Source organism: Streptomyces sp. NPDC056628 (assembly GCF_042792555.1).
Classification (GTDB): domain Bacteria; phylum Actinomycetota; class Actinomycetes; order Streptomycetales; family Streptomycetaceae; genus Streptomyces.
This window is the reverse complement of record NZ_JBHTWG010000055.1, coordinates 1-22,820: the sequence shown is the minus strand read 5'-3', so window position 1 is coordinate 22,820 and position 22,820 is coordinate 1. Positions and strand designations below refer to the sequence as shown.

The 22,820-nt window shown below is 70.3% G+C and carries 15 protein-coding genes and 1 pseudogene; 12 read left to right on the top strand and 4 right to left on the bottom strand.

What is annotated here, in order from left to right:
* Positions 1 to 221 precede the first annotated feature (221 nt).
* The 8 genes and pseudogenes from ACFRAC_RS34690 (at position 222) to ACFRAC_RS34655 (ending at position 11,898) form a co-directional block, all read left to right on the top strand.
* Positions 222 to 1,517 (top strand): extracellular solute-binding protein, encoded by a 1,296-nt coding sequence (locus tag ACFRAC_RS34690; RefSeq protein ID WP_382938513.1) that lies wholly within the window; start codon positions 222 to 224, stop codon positions 1,515 to 1,517.
* Positions 1,514 to 2,416, top strand: coding sequence for a carbohydrate ABC transporter permease (locus ACFRAC_RS34685; RefSeq protein ID WP_382938510.1), 903 nt, complete (start codon positions 1,514 to 1,516; stop codon positions 2,414 to 2,416). The genes ACFRAC_RS34690 and ACFRAC_RS34685 overlap by 4 nt, the downstream gene beginning before the upstream one ends.
* A 32-nt stretch (positions 2,417 to 2,448) precedes the next feature.
* Positions 2,449 to 3,234: a carbohydrate ABC transporter permease gene (locus ACFRAC_RS34680; protein ID WP_382938536.1), complete on the top strand. Its 786-nt coding sequence runs from the start codon at positions 2,449 to 2,451 to the stop codon at positions 3,232 to 3,234.
* A gap of 76 nt (positions 3,235 to 3,310) precedes the next feature.
* A complete protein-coding gene (gene yicI, locus ACFRAC_RS34675; protein ID WP_382938507.1) occupies positions 3,311 to 5,593 on the top strand; it encodes an alpha-xylosidase in 2,283 nt (760 codons plus the stop codon).
* 32 nt (positions 5,594 to 5,625) lie between these two features.
* Positions 5,626 to 6,645, top strand: coding sequence for a LacI family DNA-binding transcriptional regulator (locus ACFRAC_RS34670; protein WP_382938504.1), 1,020 nt, complete (start codon positions 5,626 to 5,628; stop codon positions 6,643 to 6,645).
* A gap of 580 nt (positions 6,646 to 7,225) precedes the next feature.
* Positions 7,226 to 7,498, top strand: a complete 273-nt coding sequence (locus tag ACFRAC_RS34665; protein ID WP_382938500.1) for a hypothetical protein — start codon at positions 7,226 to 7,228, stop codon at positions 7,496 to 7,498.
* Between the two features lie 117 nt (positions 7,499 to 7,615).
* Positions 7,616 to 7,909: pseudogene (locus ACFRAC_RS34660) on the top strand (transcriptional regulator); the annotation flags it as partial.
* 167 nt (positions 7,910 to 8,076) lie between these two features.
* Positions 8,077 to 11,898 (top strand): ATP-binding protein, encoded by a 3,822-nt coding sequence (locus ACFRAC_RS34655; protein WP_382938498.1) that lies wholly within the window; start codon positions 8,077 to 8,079, stop codon positions 11,896 to 11,898.
* Between the two features lie 342 nt (positions 11,899 to 12,240).
* Here ACFRAC_RS34655 and ppk2 read toward each other — a convergent pair whose 3' ends face one another.
* From ppk2 to ACFRAC_RS34635, 4 genes are all read right to left on the bottom strand, one after another.
* On the bottom strand, positions 12,241 to 13,206 hold the full coding sequence (gene ppk2 / locus ACFRAC_RS34650; RefSeq protein ID WP_382938495.1) for a polyphosphate kinase 2: 966 nt from the start codon (positions 13,204 to 13,206) through the stop codon (positions 12,241 to 12,243).
* A 44-nt stretch (positions 13,207 to 13,250) separates the two neighbouring features.
* Positions 13,251 to 13,493 (bottom strand): DUF6411 family protein, encoded by a 243-nt coding sequence (locus ACFRAC_RS34645; protein ID WP_283288574.1) that lies wholly within the window; start codon positions 13,491 to 13,493, stop codon positions 13,251 to 13,253.
* Positions 13,494 to 13,650: 157 nt separating this feature from the next.
* Positions 13,651 to 14,316, bottom strand: a complete 666-nt coding sequence (locus ACFRAC_RS34640) for an NAD(P)H-binding protein (RefSeq protein ID WP_382938490.1) — start codon at positions 14,314 to 14,316, stop codon at positions 13,651 to 13,653.
* A 65-nt stretch (positions 14,317 to 14,381) separates the two neighbouring features.
* Positions 14,382 to 15,581 (bottom strand): mannose-binding protein, encoded by a 1,200-nt coding sequence (locus ACFRAC_RS34635; protein WP_382938486.1) that lies wholly within the window; start codon positions 15,579 to 15,581, stop codon positions 14,382 to 14,384.
* Between the two features lie 483 nt (positions 15,582 to 16,064).
* On the opposite strand from ACFRAC_RS34635, the gene ACFRAC_RS34630 reads away from it, so the two are divergent.
* From ACFRAC_RS34630 to ACFRAC_RS34615, 4 genes are all read left to right on the top strand, one after another.
* A complete protein-coding gene (locus tag ACFRAC_RS34630; RefSeq protein WP_382938533.1) occupies positions 16,065 to 16,805 on the top strand; it encodes a type VII secretion system-associated protein in 741 nt (246 codons plus the stop codon).
* Positions 16,802 to 18,004 carry a ricin-type beta-trefoil lectin domain protein gene (locus tag ACFRAC_RS34625; RefSeq protein WP_382938483.1) on the top strand — a complete coding sequence of 401 codons (1,203 nt, stop codon included), beginning with the start codon at positions 16,802 to 16,804 and terminating at the stop codon, positions 18,002 to 18,004. Before ACFRAC_RS34630 ends, ACFRAC_RS34625 begins: the two co-directional genes overlap by 4 nt.
* Before the next feature lie 150 nt (positions 18,005 to 18,154).
* A complete protein-coding gene (locus tag ACFRAC_RS34620) occupies positions 18,155 to 21,469 on the top strand; it encodes a right-handed parallel beta-helix repeat-containing protein (protein ID WP_382938480.1) in 3,315 nt (1,104 codons plus the stop codon).
* Positions 21,466 to 22,701 (top strand): S8 family serine peptidase, encoded by a 1,236-nt coding sequence (locus ACFRAC_RS34615; protein WP_382938476.1) that lies wholly within the window; start codon positions 21,466 to 21,468, stop codon positions 22,699 to 22,701. The genes ACFRAC_RS34620 and ACFRAC_RS34615 overlap by 4 nt, the downstream gene beginning before the upstream one ends.
* Positions 22,702 to 22,820 lie beyond the last annotated feature (119 nt).

The following is a 22,820-nucleotide window of genomic DNA, read 5'->3' as shown; positions in this document are numbered from 1 at the left end:
GAGCCCCGCCCTCGCTCCCCAGGTCGGCCGGAACCCGCTTCCGGCCGACCTTTCGCTTCCCTCGGGTCATATGCGACGTACCCGAGAGGGATTTGTAAACGCCATTGACCTATGGGGTCACCGTACATACGGTCCTCCGTCGAAGCGCTTCGACGCGCCTCGTCGAAACGATTCGATGCGACAGGCGCTTTATCCGTTCGGCTCAGGTGGAGGTCACTTCAATGGTGAAGGTGCGCAGACCGCTGGCTCTCACAGCAGCTGCCCTGGTGGGCGTCATGCTGATGACGTCGTGCGGGAACTCGGACGGTGGTGCGGAGGGCGACGGCAAGACGCTGAAGCTCTGGCACTACGAAGCCCCCAACAGCGCCATGGGCGTCGCCTGGAACCAGGCGATAGAGGAGTTCAAGAAGTCGCACCCGGGCGTCAAGGTCGAGTTCGAGGCCAAAGGCTTCGAGCAGATCCAGAAGACCGCCTCGATGGTGCTCAACTCCAGCAACGCCCCCGACCTCATGGAGTACAACAAGGGGAACGCCACGGCCGGCCTGCTGGCCAAGCAGGGCCTGCTCACCGACCTCACCCCGCAGGTCACCAAGTACGGCTGGGACAAGCTGCTCAGCCCGAGCGTCACGACCACCAGCCGCTACGACGCCCGGGGCGTCATGGGCTCCGGCAACTGGTACGGCGTGCCGAACTTCGGCGAGTACACGATGGTGTACTGCAACAAGGACCTCTTCGCGCAGCACGGCGTGAAGGTCCCGACCACGTTCGACGAGTTCGAGCAGGCCCTCGCCGCCTTCAAGGCCGAGGGCATCACCCCGCTCGCCAACGGCGGCGCCGAGTACCCGGCCCACCAGTACCTGTACCAGCTCGCCCTGACCAAGGCCGACCGGGGCTGGGTCGACTCCTTCGAGCTCTACAAGGGCAAGGCGGACTTCCACGACGCCGCCTGGACGTACGCGGCCAACACCTTCTCGGACTGGCTGAAGAAGGGCTACATCGCCAAGACCAGCAGCGGCGCCAAGGCCGAGGACGCCGGCGTGTCCTTCATCAGCGCCAAGGCCCCGATCTTCTTCTCGGGCAGCTGGTGGTACGGCCGGTTCCGTGACGAGAACACGTTCAAATGGGGCTCGTTCCTCTTCCCGGGCAGCAAGCTCACCCTCGGCTCCGGCGGCAACCTCTGGGTCGTCCCGAAGAACGCCAGGAACAAGCAACTGGCCTACGACTTCATCGACATCACGATGAAGAAGGGGATCCAGAACACCCTCGGCAACAACGGCGGCGTGCCCGTCGCCGCCGAACCCACGGCGATCACCGACCCCAGCTCCAAGGAGCTGATCGAGAACTTCAACAAGGTCTCCTCCGAGGACGGCCTCGCCTTCTACCCGGACTGGCCCGTCCCCGGCTTCTACGACGTGCTGGTCTCGGCCACCCAGAAGCTGATCACCGGCAGCGCGAGCCCCGACGCGGTCCTCGACGAGCTGCAGAAGGCCTACGACGCGGGTGCGCCCACGTCATGAGCGCCCGACCCCTCCGGCCGCGCAATCCCTACGCGCTGTACCTGATTCCGGGTGTCGTCGCCTTCCTGGCCGTCGTGATCGTGCCGTTCGCGATGAACGTCTACTTCAGCCTCACCCACTGGCAGGGCGTCGGCTCGCCCACCTGGGCCGGGCTGGAGAACTACCAGGAGCTGATGAAGGACTCGCGGTTCTGGGAGTCCTTCCGGCACAGCGTCGCCATGGTCCTGGCGATGGCGGTGATCCCCACCGCTGTCGGCCTCGTGGTGGCAGCGGCGCTGTTCGACTTCATCGGTAAGCACTTCGGCTCGAAGCTGGCCGGCGTGCTGCGCGCCTGCTTCTACCTCCCCCAGGTCCTGCCCATCACCGTCGCGGGCATCGTCTGGAGCTGGATCCTGGCCCCCGAGAACGGCTCGCTCAACGAGCTGCTGAAGGCGGTCGGCCTGGGCTCGCTCCAGCAGGACTGGCTGGGCGATCCGAAATTCGCGCTCTACAGCGTGATGGCCGTGATGGTCTGGGTGCAGCTGGGCTTCCCTGTGGTGATCTTCATGGCGGGACTCCAGCGGGTCGACCCCTCGCTCCACGAAGCCGCCGAGCTGGACGGGACGAACTGGTGGCAGCGTTTCTGGCATGTGGCGCTGCCCCAGATCCGCCCGGAGATCTACGTGGTGATGCTCTGGTGCACCATCGCGGCCCTGAAGGTCTTCGGCGCGGTCTACGTCCTCACCAAGGGCGGACCCGCCGACGCGACCATCGTGCCGTCCTACTTCTCCTTCTCGACCTTCTTCGAGAAGACGGACGTCGGCTACGGCTCGGCGATCGCGACGGTCCTCACCCTCATCATCCTGGCGCTGACCACGGTCGGCCTGCGCTTCCAGAGCCGATCGGAGGGCGCACAGTGAACGCGCTCAAGCGCTACCCGGTGCTCCTGGCGATGCTCCTCGGCGCGGTCTTCATGGTGCTGCCGCTCCTCATCGTCCTCGTCAACGCGCTGAAGTCACCTGCCGAATACTCCGCGAACGGCCCGCTGTCCCTGCCCCACGGCCTCCACCTGGACGGCCTCAAGGACTTCTGGACCCGGGTCGACTTCGGGAACACCTTGCTGAACTCGGTCGTGATCTCGGGTTCGGTCGCCGTCCTCGGCGTCGTCCTGTCGGTGCTCAACGCGTACGCGATCGGCATCGGCCGGATCAAGGGCAAGGCGTACTTCCTCGCCTTCTTCGTGCTGGCCAACGTGCTGCCGCAGGAGGCCCTCGTCTACCCGCTGTACTACCTGTCCAAGGAAGTGGGGCTGTACGACACGAGGCTGAGCCTGATCATCGTCTTCAGCGTCGTGCAGGCGGCCTTCGGCACGTATCTGCTGTCCTCCGTGCTCGGGGCCTTTCCCAAGGAGATCGTCGAGGCGGCCAGGATCGACGGTGCCAACAGCTGGCAGATCCTGTGGCGCATGGTGGTCCCGGTCAGCCGGCCCACCCTGGGCGTCCTGCTGGTGTTCTTCTTCATCTGGACCTGGAACGAGTTCCTGCTGCCCCTGGTCATGCTGCCGTCGAACGACAACCAGACCGTCTCGGTGGCGCTCGGCGTGCTCCAGGGCCAGCGACTGATGGACGCGACGATGACCAACGCCGCCGGTCTGCTCGGCGCACTGCCCGCGATCGTCTTCTTCCTGCTCTTCCAGCGGACCCTGACGCGGGGCATCGCCGTCGGCGCGGTGAAGTGACGCGTACCCGGCCCGCCCCGACCACTCCCACACGTACGAGAACGCCGGTGGCCGCCCACCGGGAAAGGCATCGACCATGAAGTTCACCAACGGGTACTGGCTGCTGCGCGAAGGCATCACAGCGGCGTATCCGGCCGAGGTCCTCGATGCCGTCCCGGGCCCCGGCACGCTCCGGGTCCACGCGCCCACCCAGCACATCCGGCACCGCGGCGACCTGCTCAAAGGCCCGCTCATCACCGTCGACTGCACCGCGCCGATGCCCGGCGTCATCGGCGTGCGCATCACGCACTTCGAGGGCGGCGTCGACACGGGGCCGCACTTCGAGCTGCACCACGAGCCGCACGACCCCGTCGTGGCCGTCGACGAGAAGCAAGCCACCCTCACCTCCGGCGACCTGAGCGTCCGCTTCCGCCTCGACGGCGGGTGGCGCATGGAGTTCCAGGCCGACGGACGCACGCTGACCAGCAGCGACGTCAAGGCCATGGCGCTGATGGAGACCGCCGACGGCGAGCACCACATCCGCGAGCAACTCAGGCTGGCCGTCGGCACGTCCGTCTACGGCCTCGGCGAGCGCTTCGGACCGCTGGTCAAGAACGGCCAGAGCGTCGACATCTGGAACGCCGACGGTGGCACCAGCAGCGAACAGTCCTACAAGAACGTCCCGTTCTACCTGACCGACGCCGGCTACGGCGTCTTCGTCGACGACCCAGGCAAGGTCTCCTTCGAGGTCGCCTCCGAACACGTCTCGCGCGTCCAGTTCAGCGCCGAGCGGCAGCAGTTGCAGTACTACGTCATCCACGGTCCTACGCCGAAGGAGATCCTGCGCAGGTACACCGCGCTCACCGGCCGGCCCGCGCTCCCGCCCGCCTGGTCCTTCGGGCTCTGGCTGACCACCTCCTTCACCACCTCCTACGACGAGCGGACCGTCACCGGTTTCGTCGAGGGGATGGCCGAACGCGACCTGCCGCTGTCGGCCTTCCACTTCGACTGCTTCTGGATGCGCGAGTTCAACTGGTGCGACTTCGAGTGGGATCCGCGCGTCTTCCCCGACCCCGAGGGGATGCTGCGCCGCCTCAAGGAGCGGGACCTGCACATCTGTGTGTGGATCAACCCCTACATCGCCCAGCGCTCTCCGCTCTTCGCCGAGGGCAAGGCGGCCGGATACCTTCTCAAGCGCCCCGACGGCGGCGTCTGGCAGTGGGACCTGTGGCAGCCCGGCATGGCCCTGGTCGACTTCACGAACCCCGACGCCTGCGCCTGGTATGCCGCCAAGCTCGAAGTCCTCCTCGGCATGGGCGTCGACTGCTTCAAGACCGACTTCGGCGAGCGCGTCCCCACCGATGTCGCGTACTTCGACGGCTCCGACCCGGAGCGGATGCACAACTACTACACGCAGCTCTTCAACAAGACCGTCTTCGACGTGCTGCGCAAGCACCGCGGCGAGGGCGAGGCAGTCGTCTTCGCCCGCTCCGCCACGGCCGGCGGCCAGCAGTTCCCCGTGCACTGGGGCGGCGACTGCGAGTCCACCTATGAGTCGATGGCGGAGTCGCTGCGCGGCGGTCTCTCGCTCGGCCTGTCCGGATTCGGCTACTGGAGCCACGACATCGGCGGGTTCGAGGGCCTGCCCGACGCCGGCCTCTTCAAGCGCTGGACCGCCTTCGGCATGCTCTCCTCGCACAGCCGCCTGCACGGCTCCTCCTCCTACCGCGTGCCGTGGCTGTTCGACGAGGAGGCCGTGGACGTCCTGCGCCACTTCACGAAGCTCAAGCTCCGCCTCATGCCCTACCTCTACGGCGCCGCGCACCAGGCACACACCGAAGGCATCCCCATGATGCGGGCCATGCTGCTGGAATTCCCGGACGACCCGGCCTGCGCCCCGCTGGAGCGCCAGTACATGCTCGGCGGGGACCTGCTCGTCGCGCCGGTGTTCTCGGAGGACGGAGAGGTGTCGTACTACGTGCCCGAGGGCACCTGGACCCACTTCACGACCGGTGAGAAGGTCAGCGGCCCGCGCTGGGTGCGCGAGACGCTCGACCACCTCAGCCTCCCGCTGCTGGCCCGGCCCGGGTCCGCGATCCCGGTCGGCTCGGTCGACGACCGTCCCGACTACGTGTGGGCGGACGACGTGACCGTCCGGGTCTTCGAACCGGCCGACGGCTCCCGTACCCCCGTGCGCATCCCCCGTGCGGACGGCACGGGCGCGGTCCGGATCACCGTCGAGCGCGAGGGTGCCATCCTGCGGGCCGAGACCTCCGATGCCTCGCTGCCCTGGGGCGTCGAGGTCGTCGGCGGTCCGTCGGCGCGCGCCGCGGCCGGTACGGCCGTCCTCGCCCTGAAGCTCTCCGATGCCCGAGGATGATGTGGCACAGCGGACTCGGAAAGGCTCCTCGCATGGTCAAGATCACTGACGTGGCGCGGCACGCCAACGTGTCGCCCAGTACCGTCAGTTACGCCCTCAGCGGCAAGAGACCGATCTCGCCGGAGACGCGTCGGCGCATAGAGGACAGCATCCGGGAACTGGGCTACCGGCCGCACGCCGGAGCCCGCTCCCTGGCCAGCAGCAGGTCGCAGGTGATCGGCCTCGTCCTGCCCCTCCGCAAAGGCATGCACATGCCCGTGGTCATGCAGTTCGCCACCTCCGTGCTCACCGCCGCCCGGGAGCACGACCACGATGTCCTCCTCCTCACGCACAACGAGGGGGAGGAGGGCATCAACCGGGTCGCCCGGAGCCGTATGGCGGACGCCTTCATCATCATGGACGTCGAGATGGACGACCGGCGGCTGCCTCTGCTGCGCGGCCTGGACCAGCCGTCGGTGCTGATCGGGTTCCCCTCCGATCCGGCCGGACTGACCTGTGTCGACCTGGACTTCGCGGGCGCCGGCGAAGCGTGTGTGGAACACCTCGCCTCGCTCGGCCACCGCACCGTCGCTCTGGTCGGCTCGCCCCCGGAGGTGTACGTGCGCGGCACCGGCTTCGCCCGCCGCGTCGCCGCCGGGTTCACCGCCGCCGCCGATCGCCTCGGCCTGCGCTCCTCCGTCCACCCCTGCCCGGAGACTCCGGCCGCCGCGCAGACCATGGCCGAGCAACTGCTGCACGAGCAGCCGGAACTGTCCGGGGTGGTCATCCACAACGAGCCGGTCATCCAGCCGCTGATCGCGGCCTTCCAGACCATGGGCCTGCGCGTCCCACAGGACCTGTCGGTCGTCGCGATCTGCCCCGAGGAGACCGCCGAGCAGGCGCCGGTGCCCATCTCGTCCGTCTCGATCCCCTCAGCCGAGATCGGCACCCGTGCGGTGGACCTTCTGATGGCCAAGCTCGCGGAGCGCGACGACGTCCCCGAGACGACGGTGCTCCCCGCGGCACTGACCCCCCGGGCCACGACGGCGCCTCCGGCGAGGGTGACACCCTGACGGCACGGGGGGCGAGGCGTTCACGCAGGTGTGCGCTGGACTTCAGGCCGGGCTACGGGGGTCCCCGTCCGAAGTCCAGCGCATACCTGAGGCTTCGACGGCTCATCGGCTACGACCGGGCAGGTGGCCGAGGGCGTCGAGGGGCAGTGTGTCGGTCGTCGCGTCCTGTGCTCTCGAGATCTCGGACGCATGGCCACGGCCACCGGCCTCACCCGGCACGAGAGGCTCGCCCAACTGGTCGCCTGGGAAAGCCCTCTGATCCATCCGGGCGAGCTTCCCGTCACGCCGTCACGATCGGTCACATGTCGGAAGTCATGATGGCGACGCAATTACTCGCCAAGATCACGTGAAGAGAGTGAAGATGCTGCTCAAGCGTCTGACGCTGACTGCCGCCACATCCCTCCTGGCTGTCGCCGGTCTGGCAGGTACGAGTACCTCGGCTCATGCCGCCGGCGCGGGCGTACAGGAGGACCACGGTCCCTGCGCCATTGCCCTTCAGGGGAACAACAACACCAACAATTACCTGTCGTGTGGTCAGATCCTGACCGGCACCGGGCACGTCACCGGAACGAATCACACCGTGGGGCGCGGGGGGCTGGGAGGGGCCGACACGCTTCCGCAGGTCGGTGTCGAGACATCGAACCTCCTCGCCGCCCCGCAGGACAACGCCGAGGTCATCGCACCCCTGACCGGCGGCACCAACGTCTCCGCCGCGTGCACCGTGCAGAGCCCGGTCGGCGACGGGATCTTCTACCTCGTCGTCACGACCGTGAACGGCTACCCCACGAGCGGCTGGCTCCAGGCCGAGGTGATCTCGTCCACGGCGGACGTCCCGGCGTGCCTTCCGGCGTGAGGCAGCTCACCGTCGTATGTGACGGCCCCGCGCGGTGATGTACCTCGCGCGGGGCGTCAGGCGGTGAAGCCGCCGTCGACATGGATCGGGGCTCCGCCGGCGCTCTCCCTCGACGGGCAGGTGCTGCTGACCGAAGTCCCCGACGCGGACGCCCGCGTGCGCAACGGCCGCATGGACCTCCTCGCCACGAATCAGCCGGCCCGCGCCTACTATGCCGACGTCCACGCCGCGGGCGGGAACCAGGCGAACGTGGCCCGCTTCCAGTTCCTCGACCCCGCCTCGCGGCGCTTCCACCCCGCCCGGGACCGGGCTGCGGACGCGGCGGTCGCCATTCCGCGCACCGAAGCGGGGTACGACCCGCACGACAAGGATCTCCACGACCTGGTCGGTGAGTTGTCCACGCGCAGCGACTAATTCCGCGCACGCCGCCCTTCCGCCTTGGCACCCGTGTTGCAACTGTCGCCAATGGTGCTTCCATGGAAAGAGGAATATGCCCACGGGCACAGGAAAGTCCCGCGCCGACGACGGGTCACATCGCTAGGCCTCGTCCGGCACGAGGGTGGAGGGAACAGGACCTCATGACCAAGGTCGTTCGCCATCCTGAAGGCAAGGAACGCCCGCGAGACGCCCCCTGGTACACGCTGTATCCGCGGCGGTGGGCGGTGTCGGTGTTCGCGGCACTCGGTAGGCGCTGGCGTACGTTCAGAACCGGCCGAGAGGCCCGCAAAGGTATCGTGCCCAATCTGAGCTGGCGAAGGTATTTTCGACTCAACTTTGCTCGGTGTATGCGGGTGTACGCCTATCTCTGCGCGGCCTTGCTTTTTGCCTGGCTGGTCCTGGGCATCTACTATTCGCATCCGCCTCCCGGACAGCAGTCGTGGTTCCAAGCCATGCAGTCCACCACTTGGTTTGTCACGGTCAGCCGCTTTCTGGGGCCAGTCCTGGTGGCCGGGTTCGTGACAAGCCTCTTCCTGCTCTACTGGTACCACAGGACCAAGAAGCCCATTGTCGACAAGGCGAGATACTCGCCGCACGACCTGGTCCCCACCGCAGGAACGCTCATCGACCGGATCGTCGGCCGCCGGGAGCTCTCCCAGGTCATAGCGCAGACCCTCCGCAATCACAGAACCCGCAGACCGTATCTACTGGTTGGCGGCGTGGGGGTCGGAAAGACCGCCGTCCTGGTGGAACTCACCCGGATGCTTGCCCAACAGTCCGCCGTCCCGGTCCCACTGCACTTGCGCGACATGGACGGGGACGGCGAACTCGATTTCGAGAAGATGGCCCGGCGCCGTTTCGCGGAGGAGGCGGATCAGGGGGTACTGGCCAGCGGCCAAATCGACAAGACATGGCGGCAGCTTCGTCTCGACGACAAGGCCGTCGTCCTCGCCGACGGCCTGGAGGAGGCACTGCTGGACGACAAGCACCGGGACGACCGCGACAACATCATCCGCCGCGCCATAGACCGCGCCGACCGTCAGAAACTCCCCTTGGTCATCGCCTCGCGCCCGCACGCTCCCCTGGAGGGCACCCGGGCCGTGATCGCCGATCTGGAGCCGCTCAGCGAGGAGGCGGCGCTGGAATATCTCATGAGGGAAGCCGGGGAGGTGGACGAGCGCCGCCTCGACTGGATCGTGGAAACGGCCGAGGTCTCCGAGTCTCCTATCTACCTGCAGATCGCCCGACTGCTTCAGCAGCGCGGGCTGCTGGAACACATGACGCTACGCGAGGAGCCCGATCGCGTGGATACCCGCAGCCACGACTGCTCCACCCTCAGGCTGTGGTTGCTGGAGACCTACCGCAGAGCGCTGGAAGACGGCCGTATTCACGACAGGCTCGTCATGGACCCGGAGGAGCGACGGCAGACAGTCTGGGTGGCGTCGGCACTGGCCTGCCTGGGCCTGCTGCAGGACAACCTGGAGGTCACGTTCGACGACTTGATCAGGACCTATGCCGATGACCAGGCCGACGACGAGTCATCAAGACGATCCAGAGAGGCAGCGACACGCCTCGAAGCCGCATCCGGCGCCGCCGACCCCAGAGGGCTCACGGTGTCCGAGGCGCAGCGCGACACGATCTGGCGGGTGCTGCGCCGCCGGTTCGGCGAGCCGAGTTGGCTGAACGTCAAGGACTATCCGAACGAGTGCCAGACGGAATTTGCCCGCTATGCCGCTAATGGACAACTTCTCGGACTGGTGAAGGGCTACGAGAGGAAAGTTCGGTTCCCGCACAGCATCATCCAGGCGTATCTCGGCTACTGCCTTATGGGCGACATGGACACCGATCAGATCTGCGACATCGTGAAACCAGCGCTCCGCAGCCCCGGCCCGTCCCGCGAATTGCTCATCGCCCTGGTCCTGCTCTCCCGACGGCGGGCCGCCCCCCGGGGCGCAGCGGTGGACGCACCCTATGCGGCGCCCGGGCGCAAGCCGGCGCCGGCGCCGCCCGCCCGGGGGCCTTCCGCGAAAATCACCCAGCTGCTCCGTACGGAGGCGCAGTGCCGCCAGGACCCCAAGTTCTTCGACCTCTACGCAGCCGCCCTGGAAATCGACAGCGTCAACCCACATACCGAACAGGACGGCATCGCCCGCGAGCTCGCCGAGCTGTGGCCGAACAAGGAGATCCGGGGGGATCACCGGACCTTGCTGGACGCCAAACTTCGCCTGGTGCGTCGCTTCGGCGCGGCCCTGCGCGAGCGCGAGGACCGCAGCGTGGAAAGAGCACGGCTTTCCCCCGGGCGGAATCCGCAGCAGCCTCTCCTCCGCCACCGCGCGGACTCCAAACGTCACTTTGTGCGGAACGTCGGAGCAGCCCCACCTGAGCGGACCGGCGGGACGCCGAAGCGGCCACTCCTCCCCTACTGGGAACTCTTCGAGATCGGTACCCACGAGCCCTCCCACCCCGTCCGCACCGCCATCACCCACCAGATCGCCGCGGGTGGCGACGGCGCCTTCTACGCCCTGCGCCGGGCCTTCCCGCGGGGAAGCGACCCGGTGCTCCAGTACCTGCGGCAGACCCGCGAGGCCAAGAAGCACATGGACGACGCCTACACCGCCTGGCTGACGGTTGAGGACTATCTCCCGGCGAGCCGACAGCACGAAGAGGACAGACGGCAACAGCACAGGAAACTGGAAGAGGAGTTCGAGAAGAAGCGTGCGGAGTCATGGCGGTACTTCGCCATGCGGGCCTGGCTCGTCCCCATGTTCGTCGGCTCGGTCTCCGACGCATACCGCGACGAGGCGAAGGAACGGCTCGCTATCTGGCTGCAGCACCTCGCCCCCGCCGCCCGCCAGCCCAACCCCCTGATGCCCCGCGCCGCACGCGGCGAGCCGAACCTGCCGCTCTCCATGGAGAACGCCCTCGCCCAGGGCTTCAAGAACGCCGCAAACCGACGCAGGCGGCACCCCAACGCCTGCGATCAGACCCGGCCCTACCTGGTCAAACAGGCTGAGAAGATGCTCACCTGCAGCCGCTACTGGTACGCACAGCTGAGCCTGTTGCACGCGCTGTGCCTGTGGGCACTCCCCGACTGCATCCGCTGCGCACCGGAGCCGGCCGAGACGGACGGACACCGGCGCATCCACCGCGCACGCACGTCCACCGCTCCCGGCGGCGATGGGGGAACGGCTCAACCCCGCCATGCGACCGACCCTGTGCAGTCCGTGAGCCGCTGGCTTGCGATGGCCGGCACCGCACACGACCCCGACCCGCCAGGGGGGACCGCGCGGGAACGACGGGACAGGCTCCTCCATCCGTTCGTCGCCGAAGCGGGCGACTTGGTGACCCTGGCCCTGGAGACCGGGCATCCGGAGCGGTTCATCTGGATCGACGAGAACGGCGCCAACGACAACGTCGGCTCCACCCCCGCCGACCCTGAACGCTACCGGAAGCACAACCTGTGGATCGCCCCCTCCGTCGGCTGGAGCATCCTGCACCCGCGCGCGCAACGCCTGCTCGCCGACGTCCTCATCATGATCAACCTCACCGAGTACGACGGAAGCCCCGACGACATCGAGGAACGCCTGAAACGCGCCGACCAGGCCACCCTCCCGCCCTGTCTCACAAAGGACCGCACCCCCCTGCACCTGGAGCGCAGCGTCGCCAGGGCCGAAAAGGGGGATGAGTCCGGGGCCACCTGCCTGCCCACCTGTCAGTTCCGGTTGTGCCCGTACCCGCCCAAGACCGGGAAGACGCAGACGGAGATGGAGGAGCCGTTCTGCCGCCACCAGCAGCAACTCCTTCACAGCGGTTTCCGGCTGCGCCGCCCGACGGTGATCCGGCACACTGCCCCCTGGGTGAGCATCCCTGTCCGGGAACTGGACGTCTTCTGGGAGGAGATGGCCAAGCGAAATCGCAAGACGACCGCGGACAACACCTTCTCCGACCGTGAGCCGCCCTGACCCCGTCGCCGTTCAGACGGCAGACGGTCCCCACCGACCAGCCAAGCATGGTCAGCACGACTGTCACCGCCGTGGACTGGCCGTAACTCCATTAGCCCGGTTCGGCTCCGGCTGGCCGGTGGTATGAGGCCGGCGTCTTCGACCGGCTGCACAGCCTCCTGCTCGCCGAACTCCACGCGGCCGACGAGCTGGAGTGGTCCTGAGTCTGTGTGGATGCCTCCCACGTCTCGACGAACTCGGCGGCCAGGGTGATCGCCCGCTGGGGGAGTTCCGAACTCCGCCCTACCAGCGGTCCAAGACGCTCGCCGAGCGCGCCGCCTGACACCCGCCGTGACACGGCGGTCAGTCGTCTCCGGTCGAGGGGTGCTTCCCCGGCCCGCCCGCGCCGGGGAACAGGGGTGTGGGTGACAGTGCGGTGTCCTCCTCGCCAGCCTCCAGCAGAGTGTCCGCGGCGCCGACGATGAGGGGGTCGGGTGTGCCTACCGCGTCGACGTCCTTGCTGGTGTAGTCGATGCGGGCCAGCAGGCTGCGCATGGTCTCCAGCCGGGCGCGCCGCTTGTCGTTGCTCTTGACGACCGTCCAGGGGGCGTGTTCGGTGTCCGTCGCGCGGAACATGTCGATCTTCGCCTCTGTGTAGTCGTCCCAGAGATCCAGCGAGGCCAGGTCGGTGGGGGAGAGCTTCCACTGACGTACCGGGTCGACCTGCCGGATGGCGAAGCGGGTGCGCTGCTCGGAGCGGGAGACGGAGAACCAGAACTTGACCAGCACAACGCCGTCGGCGACCAGCATCCGCTCGAAGGTCGGGCACTGGTCGAGGAACAGCTCGTACTCGTCCTTGGAACAGAACCCCATCACCCGCTCGACGCCGGCCCGGTTGTACCAGGAGCGGTCGAAGAAGACGATCTCCCCGGCGGTCGGCAGTTGTCCGACGTACCGCTGGAAGTACCACTGCCCCGCCTCGCGCTCGGTGGGCTTGTCCAGGGCGACCACGCGCGCGCCGCGTGGGTTGAGCCGCTCGAGGAGCCGTTGGATCGTGCCGCCCTTGCCGGCCGCGTCACGTCCCTCGCACACGACGACCAGTCGGGCGCCGGTGTCCTTGACCCACCGCTGCAGCTTGAGCATCTCGATCTGCAGAATGCGCTTGGTCTGCTCGTAGTCCCTGCGGCTCACCTTGCGGTCGTAGGGATAGTTCTCCCGCCAGGTGCGGAGGGGACGTCCGTCCGCGTCCAGCACGATCGGCTGCTCTCGCCGACTGGCGTCCACGGTCAGCCCGTCCAGCAGCCTGGCCTCGTCCTCAGCGTTCGTCATCCAGTTCCCTGCTCGTGTGCTGATCCGCTCGTTGGCGCGGTCGGTCAGAAGGGCATACGGCCGCGGAACCGGCGGCCGGCCGAACCGCTGCGGCCCACTGCCCGCGAGCTGCTGTGGAACGGCTTGCTGAAGAGCCGGCCCAGCGGGCCGGGCGCCTTGCCACCGGCCCGAGCTCCGGCGCCGAGCGTCCGCTGCGTGCCGCGTTCGGGGTGCCGGGACAGGCGGGGGATGAAGAATGCGAGGACGGCCAGGACGACACAGACGGCGATCACGCCGACAACCACCATGGTGGGCTCCTTTCGCTGGTAGAACCCGGATGCCCCCCATGGCCCGACCTATGTGACGGAGTGCCGAGACGAAGGTCACCGACGGCTCCGGCGGTGACCGCCGCTCCGGCACGACGGCGTGCCGCCGGCGCAGTGCGACGTCGCGTCCGCGGGGGGTCTATGCCCCGAGCCGGTTGATCTGGTCGGTTCGCAGCACGCGCGGTCCGGAACCATCGAGCCGCGCGACCGCGATCATCGCGCGTCCCAGGTGAGCGGTGCTGGTCACATAGCGGGGCGTCACACGGCGCAGAAGCGGATAGAGCCAGGAGGTGAGCCGGTACGCCAGCCGGTACCACCGGGTGGCCGAGGTCTCCCCGTGGACGGGCTGGATCCATCCGGGACGGAAGGCGTACGCGCGCATGTCCGTGGCCATCAGCGCGTTCTCCGTCCGGCCCTTCACCCGGGCCCAGAAGACTCGTCCGCGTTCCGTGCTGTCGGTGCCCTCTCCCGACACGTACACGAAGGTCACGCGCGGATGGTCGGCAGCCACCACGCGGGCGGCCTCGACGGTGTAGTCGTACGTGATCCTCTCGTACTCCTCGCGGCCGACTCCCACCGACGAGACTCCGAGGCAGTAGAAACAGGCGTCCGCCTCCGAGAGCTCTCCCGCGATCGGGGTGAGGTCCGAGAAGTCGGCGTGCCGCACCTCACGCAGCTTCGGCGCGCTCCCGCCGAGCGGCTTGCGTACGACGGCGACGACCTCGGTGACCTCCGGTTCTTCCAGGCATGCGCGCAGCACGCCTTGACCGACCATGCCTGACGCCCCGAAGAGAACTATCTTCACCTTGACTCCGCCCGGATCGCGTGCCGAGGGGCCGCCGTGGAGGAAGGCGGCCCCGTCGCAGGGTGTCACGTCGACCAGATCACCCTGCCGTTCTGCACGATCACCACCTTGGCGTCGGCACGCAGGACCAGTTGGGCACCTTCGTGGCCCCAGGTCTGCGAGGCCCAGATGGGGCGGTCCTCGCCGTTGTGGATGACCAGGTTGCCGTCCGGCTGGAAGATCGCCCGGTGGTTCGGGCCGAAGGTCATGGACGCCCAGATGGGCTTGCGCTGCTCGTTGTAGACGACCAGGTTGCCGTCGGTCTGCATGACCATCCGGATGCGGTTGGTGGTCCAGGCCTGGTTGACCTCCAGGACACTGGGCGCGTAGACGGTCTCGGTGCTCCAGTTCGGCTTCGGGGTCGCCTTCGGCTTCGGCTTCGCCTTGGGTTTCGGGTCCGGCTCGCCGCTCGGGCTGGGCTTCGCCGCGGGCGTGGCGGGCTGGGGCGGGGCGACCTTCGGCGGCGCGCTCTTCGTCGCCTTCGCCTTCTTCGGGGACGGGCTGGGCTTCTCGGCCACGTAGTCGTCGAGGGCGGCCGGGGCCGACGTCGGATTCAGAACGGTGTCGGAGCCCCCCGCGGCCAGCCCCTTGGCGGAGTCGGGAGGTCCGTCGTCCCTCGCGCTGCCGGTGAGCAGCAGCGGTATGGCGATCAGGGCGGCGCCGGCCACCGCCGCTCCCGCGAGGATGGGCTTGCGGGGGCGTCCGCTCTCTACGCCGGTGCCCGTCCTGGCGTGGGGCGGCATGGTACCGACGGCCGCGGCCACGGCGACGCGTGCTTCGGGTGACGCGGTGGATGTGCCCGCCGCGGCGGGTGATGCCGGGGCGGTGGTGCTTTCGGTCTCCGCCGTGCCGACGGTGCTGCTTTCGGTCTCTGCCGTTCCGGTGGTGACGCTTTTGGTCTGTGCCGTGCCGGCGGCGGGGGCCGTCGGCTCCTCGGCCCCTGCGGAAGCGGGCTCACCGGCTCGGGTGGGGCCGGACTTCGCCGTCCCGGTGGCGGCCTCCCCGTCCGCGCCTCCGGGTTTCCGCCCGCCCGGCTCCGTCCCGGCGGGCGGCTTCGTCCCGCCGGTGCCGGATTCCTGCGCGGCGTTTGCGGACTCGGCCTCCGGAGCGGAGCCCCGGCTCGGTGGCGGGTCGTCCGGCGCGGAGGTGGACGGTGAACCGGTGCCCCCTGCGCGGGTGGCGGCCGCCTCCGCGTTCGCGTCGGGGGTGGGGTGCTGGGGGGACATGCGGTACTCCTCCTCGGTGGCGGAGCTGTCGGTTGTGGCCGGGGCCCGTGCAGTGGTCGGCTGGACGAACGCCGGGAAGTCCGGCGGGCGTTGGTCGGACGCGCCGCGCGGGGCGGACCGTGTCGAAGCCCGGCCCCGGTCGTCGAGGGGCGCCGGTCCGCCGCGGTGGCGGCCGCGGGCCGGTCCGGTGCCGTCCCGAGCCATGGGGTCTTCCCGTGCGGCCCAACTTAGCCCGGATTCACGACGATCGACCGACCACCTCCCCCAACTCTCCTGTCGCTTTGTCCGCTCACGCCTCACTGCTCCCGGAAAGTTCCCGATCCGGGCAGTGAACGGGCACGAGGGCACGTGAGGCGGACCGTGCCCGCCCCGCAACGGGCGATGCTCGTGTGGCATCCTGGGGTTCCTGATCTGATCATCGTCGGCGCACGTGCGGGCCGACGGCATCCAAGTTTTCGCAGCGACCGAAGAGTTCAGATGGAGATGCGGCCCGGACAACGGCGGGAGGGTGAGCCCGACGCGCCCGCCGGCTCCGGGCCGGGCCCCGCGGAGTCGTCGGGTTCCGACGAGGCCAGGGCCACCGACACCCCCGAGATACCCGAAGCGGTGCGGGACGCGGCACGCCGGGCGCCCGGCCACTGGATCGGGATGGTGGACCCCGACTGGACACAGGACCGTACGCCGCCCGCGTGGGCCGTGGTGGGGGAGTGGCAGTCCGACGAGAGCGGGGACGTCGGGGACTACCGTCCCAACCCGGCCTACCGGCCCTCGGCCCGAGTACTCGGCTGGCCGGAGCCCACCGATCCGGTCGACGCGGCCGCCCAGCGGGCCGCCACCGGATACGGCTCGGTGGACGAGGCGATCGCGGCGCTCGCCCGAGCGGAGATCACGGTGGTGCGCGGACCGGACGGCGGGCCGCTGACGGCGGCCGGTCTGGACGGTGCGCCGGTGATCCTCTCGTTCACCTCGCCGGCACACGCGTTCATGTCCGCGGCACTTCGGCACGACAGGGTCCCGGCGGAAGAACTCGCCCGGTCACTGCGCGGCTCCGGAACACAGGTGATGGTCAACGCCGGTGCCGCGGCACCCCTGCTCGTCCCGGTGGACAGGCTCCTGGACGCCTTGCCCGAACCGGAGGTCGAGCGGGCGCGCCCGGCCTCCCACGAGGCCGAGCCCCACCGCTCCTCTGAACCCTGGCCCCACACCACAGGGAGGACCCCGTGACGCGTCCGGCCCAGCACACCTCCGCCTCCTCGCAGGTGACGTCCGGTTCAACCGGCGAGGAGACGGCCCCGACGGCCACCGCCGCCCAGCCCGGGGCCCGGACCGAGGCGGAGTCTTCCCACGGCCGGGGCGAGGGAGCCCGGGCCGAGTCCCCGGTTTCGCAGGCGACTTCCGAGGCCGAGGAGGCGGCGACCGAGGGTCGGACTCCGGCAGCCGTGCCCGCGGCCGGAACCGCTCCCGGCGGCCGGACCGGGTCCGAGGCCGAGCCGGACTCCGACGCGGACTCCGACCCCGGTGCCGCCGCGGAGGCCAAGAGCCGGCTCCCCGCGCTCGTACGGACGATGACCACGACCGCCATCGACCGGCCGCAGCAGCAGGCCGCCCACGTGGGGCGGCCGGGCAGGGCGGCGCTGGCCGGCGCCGCCGTCGCCGGGGCACTGCTCGTGTCGGTACCGTTCCTCGTGCTCACCGGAGGCGACGACAAGGACGCCAAGGCCGCGCCGGCGGGAGGCACCGTCCTCGGTGGCGGTGCGCAGGAGGCGCCGGGCGACTTCGTGGTCACCAAACCCGACACCTCCGCTCCGGACGACCACGGGAAGAGCTCCGGCAAGCCCGACAAGCCGGTGAAGCAAGCCCCCGGCGCGACTGCGGAACGGGACTCGGGCAAGGAGACGCCGAAGCACGACGGTGGCGAGAAGGACCGGCCCAAGGGCGGCACGGGCACGAAGAACGAACCCGCGAAGTCGGGTGGCGGGAAGACAACCGGAGGGGGCGGCGCCGGCCAGCCCTCGGATTCCGGCTCGGGCGTGACGTTCAGTGCCCCGGTCTCGCTGCGCAGCCATCTCTCCGGCCGCTGCCTCGACGTACCGAACGCCGACTTCGGCGACGGCAAGAAGCTGTTCGTATGGGACTGCAACAACGGCGTCGCGCAGAAATGGCAGTTCGCCTCCGACGGCACCCTGCGCATCCAGGGCCTGTGCCTGGACGTGGCCAACGCGAACTACAACGACGGCACTCCGATCCAGATCGCCCGGTGCAGTGGCAACGCGGCCCAGAAGTTCGTCCTGAACGAGCGCCACGACCTCGTGAACACCGTCGTCGGCAAGTGCGTCGACATCAAGGACAACAACAGGGGCAACGGCGCCTGGCTGCAACTGTGGACGTGCGCCGGCACCGACAACCAGAAGTGGAGCGTCTGACCGCGCTCCCGACGCCTTCCGGCCGAGAGCTTCGCTCCCGGGCCCCGGCTGCCCCGGCAGCCGGGCATGATGGCACCGTCGGCTCGCCGACACCGCCCCCGACGATCGGGGGCACCCGCTGAGAACGTTGTCCCACAAGGAGGTTGGTGCGTGTCGCGCCAGGTACTGACGGTCGGTCCCGGGGAGCGGGACCGCTACCGGACGATCGGTGAGGCACTCGCGGCTGCCCGTACCGGCGCGCTGATCAGCGTCCGGCCCGGGACCTACGCGGAGAACCTGGTGATCCACACCCGGGTCACCCTCACCGCCGCCGAGGGCCGGGGCACGGTAGAGATCCGGCCACGTTCGGGCAGCGTCCTCGCCCTGCGCGCCGACGCCGTGATGCTCTCCGAGCTGTCCCTGCGCGGCGGTGACGCCGAGCTGCCCGCCGTGGACGTACGGCGCGGGCAGGCCGCGCTCGACGGCTGCGAGATCGTCGGCGCCGCCTGGACGGCGGTGCTGGCCGGGGGCACCGGCTCCCTCGCGCTGCGGGACTGCCGGGTGAGCAACCCCCAGGGCGCCGGCGTCGTCGTCACCTCGACCACGCCGACCACCGTGGAGTCCTGCACGTTCGAGCACCTGGGCACCAGCGGACTCGTCCTCGCCGAACAGGGCGAGGCGCGGCTGCGCGGCTGCACGGTACGGGCCGCACGCGGCAACGGCCTGCTCGCCAACGGCGACTCCACCGGCAGCGTCGAGGACTGCGACATCTCCTCCACGGACAAGCCGTCCATCGCCCTGGAGCAGAACTGCTCCGTCACGGTGGTGCGGACCGTCGTGCACGACACCAGCACCGGAGTGCACCTGAGCAGCGCGGGCCGTACGACGCTGGAGGACGTCCGCGTCACCGGGGCCTCCGGGAACGGGATCGCGCTGGCCGGGGGCACCGACCCGGTGCTGCGCCGCTGCCGTGTCTCGCGGACCCGGGGCCAGGGCGTCGTGATCACCGACCGGGCCCGCGGCACCTTCGAGGACTGCTGGGTGGACGGCGCGCAGGGCGCGGCGCTCCGGGTGGCGGGAGCCGCGTCCCCGGCGCTGACCGGTCTCACGGTCCGTGACTGCGAGCAGACGGGGCTGCTGCTGGAGGAGGACTCGGCGCCGGAGCTGGACCGCCTGGAGGTGATCGGCGGCTCGCCCGCGATATCGGTGCGCGGCGGGGCCAACCCGCTGCTGCGCCGGGCCCGTCTCGTGGAGCCCTCCGGAGACGGCATCGCGGCGGGCAAGGACGCCCGCGGCCGGGCCGAGGACTGCGAGATCGTCCGGCCGAAGGGCGCGGGCGTGCGGGTGGCCGCCGGCAGCACCCTCTACCTGGCCGGTGGCGGCGTCTCCGACACCGCCACCAGCGGCCTGGTCGTGGAGGACGGTGGCAACGTCACCGTCCGGGACTTCCGCGTCGAGATGTCCGGCGAGGACGGTGTGGTGGTCGCGGCGGGCGGTGAGCTGACCGCCAACCGCACCACGGTCCACGCGGCGCAGGGCCACGGCTTCCTGCTCCGGGAGGGGGCGCTCGCCTCGCTCAGCGGCTGCGAGGTCTCCGGCGGTGCCCAGGACGGCTTCCGCGTGGAGTCCACCGCGCCGGTCTCGCTCGTGAACTGCCTGGCCCGGGAGAACGGGGGCGGCGGGCTCGTCCAGACGACACCGGGCGAACGGCTCGCCGTGGACGGCCTGAAGAGCACCGGGAACGGCAAGCGGGATGCGTGGGGCAGCGGCAGCGCCGAGAACACCGACCCCGCCGGATCCGGCGCCGCGGACGCGCCCCCGCCGGACCGCGCGGACGGCCCGCTCGGCGCCCTGAACGCGCTGATCGGCCTGGAGAACGTCAAGCAGCAGGTCGGTACCCTGGTCAACCTCACCCAGCTCGCCCAGCGTCGCGAGCAGCTCGGCATGTCGGCCCCGCCGATGAGCAGACATCTGATCTTCGCGGGCCCGCCGGGCACCGGTAAGACCACCGTCGCCCGCCTCTACGGGGCGATCCTGGCCGAACTGGGCTCCCTGCGCAGCGGCCACCTCGTGGAGGTCTCCCGCGCCGACCTCGTCGCACAGGTCGTCGGCGGCACCGCGATCAAGACCACCGAGACCTTCCAACGGGCGCTCGGCGGTGTGCTGTTCATCGACGAGGCGTACACACTCACGGCGGACAGCGGCAACGGCGGCGCGGACTTCGGACGCGAGGCGGTCGACACCCTGCTGAAGCTGATGGAGGACCACCGCGACGACGTGGTCGTGGTCGCGGCCGGGTACTCCCGCGAGATGGAGTCCTTCCTCGGCTCCAACCCCGGTCTGGCCTCACGCTTCTCCCGGACCGTCGAGTTCGAGAACTACTCCGTGCCCGAACTGGTCGCCATCATGGAGAACATGTGCGCCCAGCACCAGTACGAGCTGGGCGAGGGCACCGCGCAGGCGCTCGCGGCGCACTTCGAGGCGATGCCCAGGGATGCCGGATTCGGCAACGGCCGCGCCGCGCGCGGGGTGTTCGAGGAGATGGTGGACCGGCAGGCCGTCCGGCTCGCCGCGCAGGCCCAGGTCGGTGAGCACGACCTCAGGCTGCTGCTGCCGGAGGACGTCTCCGCCACCGCCGCCGCGAAGGCCGCCGAGACCGGCACGCCGCAGGACGACCCGCTGACCCGCCTCGGCGACATGATCGGCCTGGCCGAGGTCAAGCGTGACGTCGCGGATCTGGTCAACCTCATCACCACGGCCCGCCACCGCGCCGCCGCCGGACTGCCGGTGCCCTCCCTGAGCCACCACCTGGTCTTCACGGGTCCGCCCGGCACGGGCAAGACCACGGTCGCCCGCCTCTACGGCGAGATCCTGACCCAGCTCGGCATCCTGCAGCGGGGCCAGCTGGTGGAGGCCGCCCGCGCCGACCTCGTCGGCCGCTACATCGGGCACACCGCGCAGCTCACCCGCGAGGTCTTCGAACGGGCCCGCGGCGGTGTGCTGTTCATCGACGAGGCGTACACCCTCACCCCGCGGGGCGGCGGCGCCGACTTCGGCCAGGAGGCGGTGGACACCCTGCTGAAGCTGATGGAGGACCACCGCGACGAGGTGGTCGTCATCGTCGCCGGCTACACCGACGAGATGGAACGCTTCCTGGCCTCCAACCCGGGTCTGTCCTCCCGCTTCCCACGCCGGATCACCTTCGCCGACTACTCCTCCGAGGAACTGGTCACCATCGTGCGCGCCCAGGCGGCGAGCATGGGCTACGAGTGCGGACCCGGCACCGGGCCGGTGCTCAAGTCGTACTTCGACGCGCTGCCCCGGGACCGCTCGTTCGGCAATGCCCGGCTGGCCCGGCAGGTGCTCGAGTCGATGGTCACCCGCCAGGCGGGGCGGCTCAGTTCGCTGGCCGCGCCCACCCTGGACGACCTGCGCATCCTCGTTCCCGAGGATGTGGCCGCCGCCCCGAAGGCGGCCGGACTGTGAAGCCCGCCGCCCGTGGGGCCGCCCGGCTGCTGTCCGGCGCCGGCCTCGCCGCCGCACTGCTGCTGCCCACGGCCGTCACGGCTCACACGGCACCTCACCCGGGGCTCCCGGCGGCCGACACGAGGAAGGGCCAGGAACTGCCGGCGATGCCCTCCGCGCTCGACGCGGACGCCGAGTGCACCGCCCCCTCGCGGGAGAGGGCGAAGAAGCAGGACTGGTCGCGTCAGCGCCTCGACCTGGACCGGACGCACGGGCACGGCATCGGCGCGGGGGTCACCGTCGCCCTGATCGACACCGGTGTCGCCCCCGACGCCGACGGCCTCGACGGCCGTGTCATCGCCGACGGCACGGCCGCCGAGGACTGTGTGGGGCACGGCACCTTCCTGGCCGGGCTGATCGCCGGTACGGACGCGCGTCTCCCCGGAGTCGCCCCGGCTGCGCGCATCCTCGCCCTGCGGGGCACGGACCCACGCGGCCAGGCCGATTCGGCGCTCGTCGCGGCGGCGGTACGTGAGGCCACCGAGGCCGGGGCCGACGTCATCGCGGTCACGGTGGCCCTGCCGCGCCGGGACAGGGAACTGACCCGTGCCGTCGCGGACGCCCGCCGCGCGGGCGCGGTCGTCGTCGCCGCGGCGACCCCCGACCCGCCGACGCGGGGAGACATCGACGCGATCCCGTCCCGCGTGTACTGGCCGGCCGGGGAACCCGGGGTCCTCTCGGTCGCCGACATGCTCCCCGGCGGCCTCCGCCCGGAGCGGGCCCTGCCCACCACGGGCATCGACCTGGCCGCCCCCGGCGCCGGGGTGGTGTCCGGTGGCCCGCGTGGTGACGGCCACTACCTGGGAGCCGGGGCCTCGGTCGCCGCCGCCTACGCCGCCGGGGCGGCCGCGGTGGTCCGCGCGGCCCACCCGGACGACTCGCCCGAGGCCGTCACCCGCCGGCTGACCGCGACCGCGTACCCCGCCGACATCCCGCAGCTGGACGCGTACGCCGCCGTGACCACCGTTCTCGGCGGCCCGGACGCACCCGCCGCCGGCGACCGCGCCGCGGAACGTGTCGCCGTCCGTGACACCTCGCATGCCGACGCCGCCACCGACCGGGCCACGCTCCTTGTCCTCCTCGGCTCCGCCGTCGTCCTGGCCGTCCTGTGGGCCGCTTTCGCCGTGCCCCGGGCCCGCGCCCGCGGCTGGCGCCCGGCGCGGGCCGGGGACGGGGGAGAGGCACAGGACTGACGTCCGGATGCGGACGGCGACGGCGGGGGTCACCCGGGTGTCCCCCGCCGTGGCCGTCGTGCCGCAGCCCACCAGCCCGGCTGGCGGCACGACCAGCGCCCGCAGCATCAACCGCGCCG